The sequence below is a fragment of the Methylobacterium nonmethylotrophicum genome, from assembly GCF_004745635.1.
Lineage (GTDB): Bacteria > Pseudomonadota > Alphaproteobacteria > Rhizobiales > Beijerinckiaceae > Methylobacterium > Methylobacterium nonmethylotrophicum.
The window spans coordinates 165,138-177,912 of sequence record NZ_SRLB01000012.1 but is presented as its reverse complement, the minus strand read 5'-3'; the positions used below and the strand labels follow the sequence as shown (position 1 = coordinate 177,912).

The window sequence follows — 12,775 nt, the reverse complement described above, 5'->3', positions numbered from 1 at the left end:
ATCATCGACGGTCGTCCTCCATGACCGTCGGTGTCATACCGCCGCGCCGTCGAACGGATTCGTTCGAAGGCGCGAGGCAAGCCCGAATGGGTGCCGGCGCTGATGCGCCGGATGCCTTCGTATCGACGTGTCGATGCGAAGGCGCGAGGATGTAGGTCCTTGACGCGGTCCGCCGCGACGCAAGTGTGTGCACGCGGGGCCGCGGAAGCCGGTGAAGGACGCGAGCGATCACCCGGAGATGGAGACGACGGCCTGAGCCGGAACGTCCGGGAGACGGGCACTGGACAGCCAGGCCGTCGTCGGCCGCCCCGTTGCGGCCGCGACGGAGCATCCTCGCGGCGCGGCCTGCCCCGGCCGGCGACCGGGCGGTCCTCGGCTCGTCTGGCCAGGCGCACCCGACCGGGGCATAGACGCTCTGTTCTCCGCTCCGCGAGGTTCCGTGACCGCCTCCCACACCGATCCGACCCTGCGCGCCACCGTGCGGCGCGTCGCCCTGCTCAATCTCGGCTATTTCGGGGTCGAGGCCGCGGTGGCGGTGGCGATCGGCTCGGTGGCGCTCGTGGCCGACAGCGTCGATTTCCTGGAGGACGCGGCGCTCAACCTCCTGATCGTCGCCGGCCTCGGCTGGGCGGCGGCGGCGCGGGCGCGGCTCGGCACCGCCATGGCCTTCATCCTGCTGCTGCCGGGGCTCGCCGCCCTGTGGACCGCCTGGCAGAAGTTCGGCGCCTTCGCGGCCCCGGCGCCGGTGCCGCTGACCCTCACGGGGCTCGGCGCGCTCGCGGTCAACCTCACCTGCGCCCTGATGCTGGCCCGCCACCGCGAGGGGCGCGGCAGCCTGACCCGGGCGGCCTTCCTGTCCGCCCGCAACGACGCGGTCTCCAACGTCGCCATCGTGGCGGCCGGGCTCGTCACCGCCGCCCTGCTGCCGGTCCGGCCCGATCTCGCCCCCTGGCCCGACCTCGTGGTCGGCCTCGGCATCGCGGCGATGAACGCCGACGCCGCCCGGGAGATCTGGCAGGCCGCCGCCGCCGAGCGCCGGGCGGCCCGCGAGGCGGCCTGACCGCACGGCCGGCGCTACGGGAACGTGTCCGCCGGGTCGTCCGGCACGGTGTCAGTCGTCCGGCGGGCGCTCGGCCTCGCGCCGGATCAGCGCCCGCAGGGTCGCCCCGGTGGGGCCGGCGAGCACGTCCGCCAGGGTGTAGCGGTCGAGCTCGCGCACGAAGCTCCGCTCGGCCGCGTCCAGGGCGTGCTTCAGGATGCAGCGCCCGGCGAGCGGGCAGGGGCCGCGGGCGCACGCGACGAGGCAGCCGATCCCCTCGAGCTCCGCCACCACGGCGCCGAGCCGCACCTCCTCCGGGCGCCGCGCCAGGCGCACGCCGCCGGAGCGGCCCTGGCGGGCCTCGATGTAGCCCGCACCGGTGAGCCCGCGCGCGACCTTCTGGAGGTGGTTGAGCGACACCCCGAAGGTGCGGGCGACGGCGGGCGTCGTCGTCCAGGCCTCGCCCTCCGCCGCCCCGAGATAGAGCAGCAGGCGCAGCGACAGGTCGGTGTAGAGCGAGAGCCTCAGGGCGTCGTCCTTCCTCAGGGAAAATCCGCCCGGGTCGCACGCCCCGGCCTTCGTGGTCACGCGGCCGCCCGTCCGCCCGGTCGCGGCACGGTCGTCGCCCGGACCCTACAGCATGTCGGGACGCGGAAGAACATCGCGCGCGCGATCGGATCGCAATCCGCCGGATCCGGCCGGCCCGCAGGCCAGCGCGTCGCACCACGCGCAGTTCCGCTGCGCATGCCAGTAAATGGCGGGTGGATACGTGGTAATTGTAGTGCGTGTTTGCTGCGTCCTCAAATCGGCGTCGAATAAACATTTGCGAGAGCGACCTCTGCCGCAGCGTCGTAGACACCCTCACCGCGGCCCCGATCAGCAGGGCCGATCGGGGGGCTGGATGCCCGGTCCGGACGCCCTCGCAAACTTTTGGGGCAACCCGTGCCGCGCTACTTCTTCGACATCAACGATCACGACCTGTCGCATCGCGACGACGAGGGCAGCGAGTGGCCGACCCGCGACGCCGCCCGGGCGCATGCGATGCGGGTCCTGGCCGACATCGCCCGCGACGAGGCCCGCCGCCAGGACCGGCTGCACCTGTTCGTCACCATCCGCGACCAGAGCCGGGCCGTCCTCGCCATCGCCTCCCTGGCCGTCGCCTGCACGTGGCTCGACTGAGCTCCGCCGGCTCGACTGAGCTCCGCCGGCTCGACCGGGACCCGGTCGGCCGTGGTCCGGTGCGGCGCAAACCGTCGCGCCCCGAAACCGGGATTCTGACGGCACGTTACCCTCGCGCTTTAACGTGTGTTGCAGCGAGGCGACGTGACGGACCGGCCGATCGAGGATTATGCCGTCATCGGCGATACCTGCACGACGGCGCTCGTCGCCCGGGACGGTTCGATCGACTGGCTGTGCTGGCCCTGCCACGACAGCCCGGCCGTGTTCCTGCGCCTCCTCGACGGGGACAGGGGGGGCTTCTGCGACCTCGTCCTCGATTCCTTGCGCGAGACGCAGCGCCGCTACCGCCCCGGCACCACCATCCTGGAGACCACCTTCGTCACCGCGACCGGCCGCGTGACGCTCACCGACTTCATGCCGCTGCACCCCCTCGCCGCGGTGCCGGACGAGGGGCCGGACGGCGACCCGCGCGGCCGGATCGTGCGCCTCGTCTCCTGCGAGGCCGGCGCGGTGGCGGGGCGCTTCCGGGTGCGCCCGACCTTCGACTACGCCCGCGACGGGGCCTCCCTCGAGGCGCAGGACGACGGGACGGTGCTGTGCCGGCGCCTCGGCGAGGCGGAGGGCGTGCGCGTCGCCGCCTCGGTGCCGCTCGCGGTCGCCGGCGACCGGGTCGAGGCGGCGTTCCGCTTGAGGGCCGGGGAGGGGGCGTCGCTGGTCCTCGCCCACCGGGAGGACGACGACGGCGACGTGGAGAATGCCGCTGCGAGCCTCACGGCGACGGAAACCTACTGGGAGGAATGGTCCGGGCGCTGCACCTATGACGGCCCCCACCGGGACAGCGTGCTGCGCAGCGCCCTGGTGCTCAAGCTCCTGACCCATGCGCCGTCCGGCGGGATCATCGCGGCGGCCACCACCAGCCTGCCGGAGGCGGTGCCGGGCACCCGCAACTTCGACTACCGCTACGTCTGGATGCGGGACGCGAGCTTCACCGTCACGGCCTTCGTCAACCTCGGCTACGTCCGCGAGGCGGCGGAGTTCCTGCGCTTCCTGCGCGACGCCGACGGGACCCGCGGCCGCGACCTCAAGCTCATGTACGGCATCAACGGCCGGGTGCCGGCGGAGGAGATCCTCGATCACCTGCGCGGCTGGCGCGGGGTCTCCCCGGTGCGGATCGGCAACGCGGCCTCCGGCCAGCACCAGTACGACATCTACGGCGAGTTCCTGGTGGCGCTCCACGCCTTCCTGGACGCGGTCGACTACGACCCGCCGGTCAAGGTCAACGACCACCTGGCCGAGGTGCTCGGCCACCTCACCGACCACGTCATCCGCTGCCGCCACGAGCCCGACCACGGCATCTGGGAACTGCGCGGCGGGACGCGCCAGATCCTGCACACCAAGGGCATGCTCTGGGTCGCCCTCGACCGGGCGGTGCAGATCGCCGAGGCCGTCCCGGTGGCGAGCCCGGAGCGGGTCGAGGAATGGCGCCGGATCGCCGCCGAGATCCGGGCCGAGTACCACGAGACGGGCTGGAACAGCCAAGTCGGCGCCTATACCCAGGCCTACGGCTCGGACGACCTCGACGCCGCGGTCCTGCGCACGGTCCTGTTCGGCGCCTTCGATCCCCGCTCGCCCCGGGTCGCCGCCACCCTCGCGGCGGTGAGCGCCGGGCTCGGCGACGGCGACCTGATCTACCGCTACCGCAACGCCGACGGGTTCGCGCATCCGGAGGCGACCTTTTCGGCCTGCGCCTTCTGGCGCGTCGGCTGCCTGGCGCTCGCCGGGCGGACGCACGAGGCCGAGCCGCTCTTCGCGCGCCTGCTGGCGCGGGGCAACGACCTCGGGCTGTTCGCCGAGGAGATCGACGCGAGGTCGGGCGAGCAGCGCGGCAACGTCCCGCAGGGCTTCACCCACATGGCGATCATCAACCACGCGGTGCGCCTCGACCGGGCGGCGCGGCACGCGCAAGCCCGCACGGACGAGCCGTGCCGATGGGCGGCGGGGGCCTGAAGCGGGGCGGGAACCGCACTGGAGGGGTGGGCACCGCCGCCCGAATTTGCTCTAAGGCTCGGACGGGCGCCGCCCTGCCGGCGGCCCGGCCGTTCCGAAGCCTTCATACCGGGAACCCAGTCGTGGCGGGCGAGCCGTACTTCATCAGCACCGCGATCTCGTACCCCAACGGGGTGCCGCATATCGGGCACGCCTACGAGGTGATCGCCGCCGACGCCATCGCGCGCTTCAAGCGCCTCGACGGCTACGACGTGTTCTTCACCACCGGCACCGACGAGCACGGCCTCAAGATCCAGCAGACCGCCGCCAAGGCCGGGATCAGCCCGCGCGCCTTCGTGGACGACATGGCGCCGCGCTTCCGCGCCATGGCCGAGCGGCTCGACTGCTCGTTCGACCGCTTCATCCGCACCACCGACGCCGACCACATCGCCGCCTCGCAGGCGCTGTGGCGCCGGATGGAGCAGAACGGCGACATCTACCTCGCCAAGTATGCCGGCTGGTACTCGGTCCGCGACGAGGCCTATTACGACGAATCCGAGCTGGTCACGGCGCCGGACGGCAGCCGCCGGGCGGAGAAGACCGGCACGCCGGTCGAGTGGGTCGAGGAGGAGAGCTACTTCTTCCGGCTCTCGGCCTATGCCGAGCGCCTGCTCGCCCATTACGAGGCGCATCCGGACTTCATCGGGCCGGAGACCCGGCGCAACGAGGTGGTGAGCTTCGTGCGCTCGGGCCTGCAGGATCTCTCGGTCAGCCGCACCACCTTCGACTGGGGCGTGCCGGTGCCGGGCAACCCGGCCCACGTGATGTATGTCTGGGTCGACGCGCTGACGAACTACATCACGTCGTGCGGCTTCCCGGACGAGGCCGACCCGCGCTGGCGCCACTGGCCGGCCGACCTCCACGTCATCGGCAAGGACATCATCCGCTTCCACGCGGTGTACTGGCCGGCCTTCCTGCTGTCGGCCGGGCTGCCGGTGCCCGAGCGCGTCTTCGGCCACGGCTTCCTGCTCAACAAGGGCGAGAAGATGTCGAAGTCGGTCGGCAACGTCGTCGACCCGGTGAGCCTCGCCGACACCTACGGCGTCGACCCTTTGCGCTACTTCGTGCTGCGCGAGGTGCCGTTCGGCCAGGACGGCAGCTACTCGCACGAGGCGATCGTCAACCGGCTCAACGCCGACCTCGCCAACGACCTCGGCAACCTCGCCCAGCGCTCGCTGACCATGATCGCCCGCAATTGCGGCGGCCAGGTTCCGAGACCCGGCGAGCCGTCGGCCGCCGACCGGGCGCTGCTGGCGCTGGCCGACGCGCTGCCCGGGAAGGCGAGGGCGCTGATGCAGGACCTCGCCCTGCACGCGGTCCTGGCCGAGATCTGGGCCGTGGTGGCGGAGGCCAACCGCTACTTCGCCGGCCAGGAGCCCTGGTCCCTGCGCAAGACCGACCCGGCCCGGATGGAGGCGGTCCTGTACACCACCGCCGAGGTGCTGCGGGCGGTCGGCATCCTGGTCCAGCCCTTCATCCCGGGGGCCGCCGCCCGGCTCCTCGACCTGCTGGCGGTCCCGGTCGAGGCCCGCAGCCTCGCCGCCATCGGCCCCGGCGACCGGCTGGCCCCCGGCACCGCGCTTCCGGCCCCGAGCCCGATCTTCCCGCGCTACGTGGAGCCGGAGGCGTGAGCCTGGTCGACAGCCACTGCCACCTCGACTCGCCCGGCCTCGCCGAGCGGCTGCCCGAGGTGCTGGCGCGCGCGAAGGCCGCCGGGATCGACCGGATGGTGACGATCTCGACCCGGGTCTCCCGGTTCGAGACCTACCGGGCCCTGAGCGAGGCGCATCCGGAGGTGCTGTTCACGGTCGGCACCCACCCGCACCAGGCGGGCGAGGAGCCGGACGTGCCGGCGGAGGAGATCGTCGCCCTGTCGCGCCACCCGCGCTGCATCGGCATCGGTGAGGCCGGGCTCGACTACCACTACGATCACGCGCCCCGGGACGTGCAGCGGCGGGTCTTCCGCACCCACATCGCGGCGGCGCGGGAGAGCGGGCTGCCGCTCGTCATCCACGCCCGCGAGGCCGACGACGACGTGGCGCAGATCCTCACCGAGGAGATGGCGCACGGGGCATTCCGCGCGGTGCTGCACTGCTTCTCCTCGGGGCGGCGCCTCGCCGAGGTGGGCGTGGCGCTCGGCCTGTTCGTCTCGTTCTCCGGCATCGTCACGTTCCGGAACTCCGACGAGAACCGGGCGATCGCGGCCGCCGTGCCGCGCGAGCGCCTGCTCGTCGAGACCGACGCACCCTACCTGGCGCCGGTGCCGCACCGGGGCCGGCCGAACGAGCCGGCCTTCGTCGCCGACACCGCCCGGGTGCTGGCTGAGACCGTCGGCCTGAGCACCGAAGACCTGGCCGCGCTCACCACCGCCAACTTCTACCGCCTGTTCGACAAGGCCGCCGCCCACCGCTGAGGGTTTACGAACGCATGCCGACCCTGACCCTTCGCATCCTGGGCTGCGGCTCCTCGGGCGGCGTGCCGCGGGTCGGCTACGGCTGGGGCGCCTGCGACCCGGCCGATTCCCGCAACCGGCGCCGGCGCTGCTCGCTGCTGGTGCAGCGCCGGGAACCGGAGGGCGAGGCCACCACCGTGCTGGTCGACACCTCGCCGGACTTGCGCGAGCAGCTCCTCGACGCGGCCGTGACGCGCCTCGACGGGATCCTGTTCACGCATTCCCACGCCGACCACACCCACGGCATCGACGACGTGCGCCCGCTGGTGATCCACATGCGCCGGCGCATCGCGGTCCATGCCGACGCCGAGACCTCCGAGCTGCTCAAGGCCCGCTTCGCCTACTGCTTCACGGCGCTTCCGGGCAGCCTCTACCCGCCGATCCTCGACCTGCACGCGCTGGAGACCGGGGCGCCGGTGACGGTCGCGGGGCCGGGCGGGCCGGTGACCGCCACCGCCTTCGCGATGGAGCACGGGCCCGAGCGGGCGCTCGGCTTCCGCTTCGCCGACGCGGCCTACGCGCCGGACGTCAGCACCATGCCGGAGGCCGCCAAGGCGAACTTGCGCAACCTCGACCTCCTGATCATCGACGCGCTGCGCGACACGCCGCACCCGACCCACTTCTCGGTCTCGGACGCCCTGGCGCTGATCGAGGAGGTCGGGCCCCGCCGCGCCATCCTGACCAACCTCCACACCGACCTCGACTACGAGACCTTGCGGCGGCGCCTGCCGCCCGGGGTGGTGCCGGCCTATGACGGGCTGTCGGTCGAGGTCGACGGCTGATCCGGGGGCCGAAGGTGGACCGCGAGCCAGACCGTCGGTTCGTCGGGGCTCGTCCACGCGACCCGGTGGCGCAGCCGCGCCGGGATCAGCAGGTAATCGCCGGGCGCGAGGCGCCGCGGCTCGGGCTCGCCGTCGAGGCGCAGGTCGGCGCGGCCTGCGAGCAGCACGACCCACTCGTCCCAGGGCTGGTCGTACCAGAAGCCCGGCGGGCTGGCCTGGCCGGTGGAGACGATCCGCTCGATGCGGGCCCCTGGGCCTTGCGCCAGGAGGTCGACGATCTCGTCGGCCTGGGGCATGGCGGGCAGGCCGGCGAAGAGGGTGGCGGTCCGCGGGAATGCGCGCGGCGCGTCGCTCGTCATGGCGCGTCGCTCGTCATGGCGCGTATGGTCGGGTCGTCCGTCGGCCGCCCGATCCTGGGATGCGCCTTCAGCGTCTCGATCGCCGCCCTGATCCGTTCGCGGACACGCTCGTCGGTCGCGAAATCGCCCCGGGCTGCTGCTGCCTTCGACATCGCGATGCCGATCCGTTCGCTCTCGATCAGGGCGACAGGTGTCGTGGCATCGCCCGCGAGATGCGGCAGGACGCGGGCGAAGTCGTCTTGCGCCGCGGGGGGAACGCGCGGACGCGCGATGGCTCGTTCGAGAAGGTCGGTCATGCGGCGATGATGCCCCGGATCAGTGCCGGCCAGAAGGGAGTTCGCAGCGCCCGGTCCGGGCGCGGCAGGCCTGCCGGACGCCGCCTCCGGACCGTCTCGCCCGGCTCCCTGGTTCCATAAGATCCCTTATGCGAATCGTGTCCGTCGGCGCGAAGTCGGAATGTCCCACCTGAGCCAAGAAGGAATGGCGGCAGGCCCACCGGCTCATCCGCGCCTGCCGGCAGGACGGCGCGGCGGTGCGCCACAAGGGGCACGGACGGCGTTCGCCCGGCCACGGCCAAGATCGCGCAGCATGGTCGGCGTGACGGCCGGGTCCAGTCAGGCTTGATGGACAGGACTGTGGCGGCGAGGATGGAGCGTCCCGGAGGTCGCTGATGATCCGCTCCGTTGTCCCCGCGCTCACGCTGCTCCTCGCTGGCCCGGTCCTCGCCCAGACCGCGCCGCAACCCTACGCGGCCCTGAAGGACCGCCCCGTGAAGGCCCTCTCCGAACAGCAGCTATCGGACCTCCGGGCCGGGCGCGGCATGGGCCTCGCGCTGCCCGCAGAACTGAACGGCTACCCTGGTCCCTCCCATGCGCTGGAGAGCGCCGATGCGCTTTCTCTCACGCCGGATCAGCGGGCGCGAACCAAGGCCCTGTTCGAGGCCATGAAGGCTGAGGCCGTGCCGCTGGGCGAGCGCCTGATCCGCGAGGAGATGGAGTTGGAGCGCCTGTTCGCCACCAAGGCCGTGCAGCCGGCCAGCTTGGATGCGGCCACGACCGCCATCGGCGCGACGCAAGGCCAGCTTCGGGCCGCACACCTGCGCTACCACCTCGCCATGATGGACGTTCTCACGCCGGCGCAGGTGCGCCGCTATGGCGAGGTGCGTGGCTACGGCGGTGCGGACGGGCATCGGCAGCACGGGCACGGAGCGCACCGGCCCTGAAGAACCGGAACGCGATCACTTGGGGCAGCAAACGGCGACACATCTCCCTTGCAGGCCGGTGTGACCTTTCAGAGTCGACGCCATCGCTGCGCGATCGCGACGGTCACCGGCCGAGGTCGTCGCCGACGCTCTGGAACACGGCCATTCGCCCACGTCGCAGGAGCAGTTTCTGGACAAGGTGGCTGCCGGGATCGCCGCGGCCGATGCGGGTCAGTTCGCCAGCACGACCGATGTCGCCAGGATGCTGAACACCTACCGCCCGACCTGATGCGCGTCGTCTGGACGACCTCCGCCCTGGCGGACGTGGACGCCCATTCAGGATGTCATCGCGCAACATAGCCCGGCGCCGCCCATGCGCTGGCCACCGACATCCTCGAACGGACGGGTCGTCTCCTGTCGAACGATCCCATGACCGGCCGAGCCGGGCGGATTGCCGGGACCCGTGAACTGGTCGTGTCGGGCGCGCGCTCCCTCGTGGCATGCCGGCTGCGGGATCAGAGCGAGGTGCTGGCCGTGGTGCATGGCGCCCGCGAATGGCCCGACACGATCGACTGATCTCCAGCGTCACGGGCGATGGATCGGGCCCTGCCGCGCCAAGTCGGCGCGACAGGACATCCAGGTCAGTCGGGTCCGGCCTCCGCGGCCTGTCGCCCGCCGGCGAGCCCGTCGAGGGCCCGCATCGCATCGTCCGGCAGCGCCAGGTCCGCCGCCGCCAGGTTCTCCCGCAGGTGTCCGCGCGAGGACGTGCCGGGGATGAGCAGGAGGTTGGGAGACCGGCGCAGGAGCCAGGCCAGGGCCACCTGCATCGGCGTCGCGTCGAGGCTCCGGGCGACCGCCGACAGGTCCTGCGACTGGATCGGGCTGAAGCCGCCGAGCGGGAAGAACGGCACGTAGGCGGTCCCGGCGGCCGCGAGGTCGTCGATCAGCGGATCGTCGGCGCGGTGGACGAGGTTGTAGTGGTTCTGCACGCAGGCGATCTCGGCGATCCTGCGCCCCTCGGCGACCTGGGCGGCGGTGACGTTGCTGAGCCCGATCCGGCGGATCAGACCCCGGCGCTGCAGGTCGGCGAGCACGGAGAGCGGTTCCGCGAGCGAGCCCTCGGCCGGCCCGTGCACGGCGAACATCGCCCGCAGGTTGACCACCTCGAGCACGTCGAGGCCGAGGTTGCGCAGGTTGTCGTGCACCGCGGCGATCAGCGCCTCGGCCGAGAAGGCCGGGTTCCACGACGCATCCGCGCCGCGCCTGGCGCCGACCTTGGTGACGATCACGAGGCCGTCCGGGTACGGGTGCAGGGCCTCGCGGATGATCTGGTTGGTGACGTGGGGGCCGTAGAAGTCGCTGGTGTCGATGTGGGTGACGCCCTGCGCCACCGCCTCGCGCAGCACCGCGATGGCCTCCTCGCGGTCCTTCGGCGGCCCGAGCACGCCCGGGCCGGCGAGCTGCATCGCGCCGTAGCCGAGCCGCCGCACCGTCCGGTCACCAAGGCGGAAGGTCCCCGCCGTCTCGATCCCGCTCATGATCCGTCTCCTCGGTCGATGACGCGCCGGATCTAGCCGCCGCTCCGCTGCGTGATAAGACGGTGCGATCCGGACGGGCTGTGCGGGATCGCGAACAATGGCGGCGGATCTGAGCGACTTGTCGGCCCTCCTGGCGGTGGCGGAGGCCGGCGGCTTCCGGGAGGCCGCGCGGGCCGGCAACACCAGCGCCTCGTCCCTGAGCGAGGCGGTGCGCCGGCTCGAGGCGGGGTTCGGCGTCCGGCTCCTCCACCGCACGACCCGCAGCGTCGCGCCGACCGAGGCCGGGGCGCGCCTGATCGAGCGGCTCAAGCCCGCGCTCGGCGAGGTCGCGGCGGCCCTCGACGTGGTCAACGGCTTTCGCGACCGGCCGGCCGGGACGCTTCGCCTCAACGTGCCGGTGAGCGCGGTCCGCCTCGTGCTGCCGGGAATCGTCCCGCCCTTCCTCGCCGCCTATCCGGACATCCACCTCGACGTCGTCGCCGAGGACGGGTTCGTCGACGTGCTGGCGGCGGGCTGCGACGCCGGCATCCGCTACGAGGAGCGGCTGGAGCCCGACATGATCGCGGTGCCGATCGGCCCGCGCGCGCAGCGTTACGCCACCGCCGCGGCGCCGGCCTATCTCGACCGGCGCGGGCGCCCGCGTCACCCGCGCGACCTCCTGGACCATGCCTGCCTGCGCGGCCGCTTCGCCAGCGGCGCGATGACCGAGTGGGCGTTCGAGCGCGACGGCGAGACGGTGCGGGTCGAGCCGAATGGCCCGCTCACCGTGCGGGTCGGCACCGCGACGGATCTCGCCGTCGAGGCGGCGCTCGCCGGGGTCGGCATCGTCAGCCTGTTCGAGGACTGGCTGCGGCCGCATCTCGACAGCGGGGCGCTGGAGCCCGTCCTCGAGCCGTGGTGGCCGCGGTTCTCGGGGCCGTTCCTGTACTATCCGGGCCGGCGCTACCTGCCGGCGCCGCTGCGCGCCTTCGTGGATTTCATCGGGGCGAGGCGGGAGTGAGACGACGACCCCCGACCACCCTGCCCTACGCCGCCCGCCCCTCGGTCTCCCGCGCCAGGGCGTCCACCACCGCGGCGATGCCGGCCTGGTCGGCCGCCTCGTCCTCGCCCGCCTCGCCCCGGGCCGCGGCGTAAGCCGCGCGCTGGCGGTCGGCGCTGGTGCCCTCCCGGGCGATGCGGCGGGCCGCGTCGAGGGCGCCCGCGCAGCCCAGGTCCGCCGCGTCCTCGGCCACCAGCGCCAGCAGCCCCTCCAGGGCCTCGCCGAACGGCACCGCGCGGCCGGCCTGCGGGTCGATCGGGGCGGCGCGCACGCCGTCGCGCTGGGCCCGCCACAGGTTCTCGCGCAGCACCGCCCGGGCGACCCCGTCGAGGCCGGCATTCAGGTCCGGCCGGCGCTCGGCGGCGCGCACGAGGCTGCGGTAGAGGCCGGCGATCGCCACCGCGTCGTCGACCCGGGTGCAGCTGTCGGCGATGCGCAGCTCCAGGGTCGGGTAGCGGATCGAGGGGCGCAGGTGCCACCACAGGAAGCTCGCATCGGCGATCGCCCCGGCGGCCGTCATCACCGCGACGTAGCGCTCGAACTCCGCGGTCGAGGAGAACAGGTCGGGCAGGCCGGTGCGCGGCATCTCGCCGAACACGCTGAGGCGATAGCCGCACAGGCCGGTGTCGCGCCCCTGCCAGAACGGCGAGGAGACCGAGAGGGCGAGCAGCACCGGCAGGAACGGCAGCAGCCGGTTCATCAGGTCGACCCGGTCCTCGGGCCGCGCCACCTCGACATGGACGTGCATGCCGCTGACCAGGGTGCGCTGCCCGACCATCCGCACCGCGTCGAGGATGCCGTGGTAGCGCGCCCCGTCGGTCGGGGCTTGCGCGTCCCAGGCCGCGCCCGGATGGGTGCCGGCGCCGAAGACCAGGATCCCGTGCGCCCGCCCGATCTCGGCGAGCCCCCGGCGCAAGGCCCCGAGACCCGCCCTCGCCTCCTCGGGCGTCGTCGCCGGCGGCGTCGCGATCTCGATCTGGCTCTGCAGGAGTTCGCGCTCGGCCGCCGGCAGCAGGGCCTTGGCGGCGGCGTGGAAGCCCTGCACGCCGCGACGCGGCGTCCCGCGGGTCGCGGCATCCGCCAGGAAGAACTCCTCCTCGATGCCGAAGCGGTAGGCGGTCATGGCTGCAGGATTCTCCG

General features: G+C 73.0%; 14 protein-coding genes. 9 read left to right on the top strand and 5 right to left on the bottom strand.

The window, feature by feature from the left end; genetic code table 11:
* Positions 1-439 precede the first annotated feature (439 nt).
* Positions 440-1,060 carry a cation efflux transmembrane domain-containing protein gene (locus EU555_RS17875; protein WP_135416409.1) on the top strand — a complete coding sequence of 207 codons (621 nt, stop codon included), beginning with the start codon at positions 440-442 and terminating at the stop codon, positions 1,058-1,060.
* A 51-nt stretch (positions 1,061-1,111) separates the two neighbouring features.
* On the opposite strand, the gene EU555_RS17870 is transcribed toward EU555_RS17875, so the two are convergent.
* On the bottom strand, positions 1,112-1,627 hold the full coding sequence (locus EU555_RS17870) for an RrF2 family transcriptional regulator (protein ID WP_245524349.1): 516 nt from the start codon (positions 1,625-1,627) through the stop codon (positions 1,112-1,114).
* A gap of 354 nt (positions 1,628-1,981) precedes the next feature.
* Here EU555_RS17870 and EU555_RS17865 point away from each other — a divergent pair, with 354 nt between their 5' ends.
* From EU555_RS17865 to EU555_RS17845, 5 genes are all read left to right on the top strand, one after another.
* Complete coding sequence (locus tag EU555_RS17865; RefSeq protein WP_135416407.1) at positions 1,982-2,218, top strand: DUF6894 family protein; 237 nt, start codon at positions 1,982-1,984, stop codon at positions 2,216-2,218.
* Between the two features lie 144 nt (positions 2,219-2,362).
* Positions 2,363-4,225, top strand: a complete 1,863-nt coding sequence (locus EU555_RS17860; RefSeq protein WP_135416405.1) for a glycoside hydrolase family 15 protein — start codon at positions 2,363-2,365, stop codon at positions 4,223-4,225.
* Between the two features lie 122 nt (positions 4,226-4,347).
* On the top strand, positions 4,348-5,895 hold the full coding sequence (gene metG, locus EU555_RS17855; protein ID WP_135416403.1) for a methionine--tRNA ligase: 1,548 nt from the start codon (positions 4,348-4,350) through the stop codon (positions 5,893-5,895).
* On the top strand, positions 5,892-6,677 hold the full coding sequence (locus tag EU555_RS17850) for a TatD family hydrolase (RefSeq protein WP_245524348.1): 786 nt from the start codon (positions 5,892-5,894) through the stop codon (positions 6,675-6,677). Before metG ends, EU555_RS17850 begins: the two co-directional genes overlap by 4 nt.
* A 14-nt stretch (positions 6,678-6,691) precedes the next feature.
* Positions 6,692-7,498, top strand: coding sequence for an MBL fold metallo-hydrolase (locus EU555_RS17845; RefSeq protein ID WP_135416401.1), 807 nt, complete (start codon positions 6,692-6,694; stop codon positions 7,496-7,498).
* Here EU555_RS17845 and EU555_RS17840 read toward each other — a convergent pair.
* Complete coding sequence (locus EU555_RS17840; protein ID WP_205820946.1) at positions 7,465-7,857, bottom strand: cupin domain-containing protein; 393 nt, start codon at positions 7,855-7,857, stop codon at positions 7,465-7,467. The two genes, EU555_RS17845 and EU555_RS17840, sit on opposite strands and share 34 nt — an antisense overlap.
* Entirely contained in the window at positions 7,854-8,153 is a 300-nt protein-coding gene (locus EU555_RS17835; protein ID WP_205820945.1) for a hypothetical protein, read from the bottom strand. Before EU555_RS17835 ends, EU555_RS17840 begins: the two co-directional genes overlap by 4 nt.
* Positions 8,154-8,527: 374 nt before the next feature.
* Between EU555_RS17835 and EU555_RS17830 the strand changes: the two genes are divergently transcribed.
* On the top strand, positions 8,528-9,079 hold the full coding sequence (locus EU555_RS17830) for a Spy/CpxP family protein refolding chaperone (protein WP_135416399.1): 552 nt from the start codon (positions 8,528-8,530) through the stop codon (positions 9,077-9,079).
* 408 nt (positions 9,080-9,487) lie between these two features.
* Positions 9,488-9,634, top strand: coding sequence for a hypothetical protein (locus EU555_RS37055; RefSeq protein ID WP_245524347.1), 147 nt, complete (start codon positions 9,488-9,490; stop codon positions 9,632-9,634).
* 65 nt (positions 9,635-9,699) lie between these two features.
* On the opposite strand, the gene EU555_RS17815 is transcribed toward EU555_RS37055, so the two are convergent.
* Complete coding sequence (locus tag EU555_RS17815; RefSeq protein WP_135416397.1) at positions 9,700-10,596, bottom strand: aldo/keto reductase family oxidoreductase; 897 nt, start codon at positions 10,594-10,596, stop codon at positions 9,700-9,702.
* A 97-nt stretch (positions 10,597-10,693) separates the two neighbouring features.
* Here EU555_RS17815 and EU555_RS17810 point away from each other — a divergent pair, with 97 nt between their 5' ends.
* A complete protein-coding gene (locus tag EU555_RS17810) occupies positions 10,694-11,596 on the top strand; it encodes a LysR family transcriptional regulator (RefSeq protein ID WP_135416395.1) in 903 nt (300 codons plus the stop codon).
* A 25-nt stretch (positions 11,597-11,621) separates the two neighbouring features.
* On the opposite strand, the gene EU555_RS17805 is transcribed toward EU555_RS17810, so the two are convergent.
* On the bottom strand, positions 11,622-12,758 hold the full coding sequence (locus EU555_RS17805; protein WP_135416393.1) for a carboxylate-amine ligase: 1,137 nt from the start codon (positions 12,756-12,758) through the stop codon (positions 11,622-11,624).
* Positions 12,759-12,775: the final 17 nt, after the last annotated feature.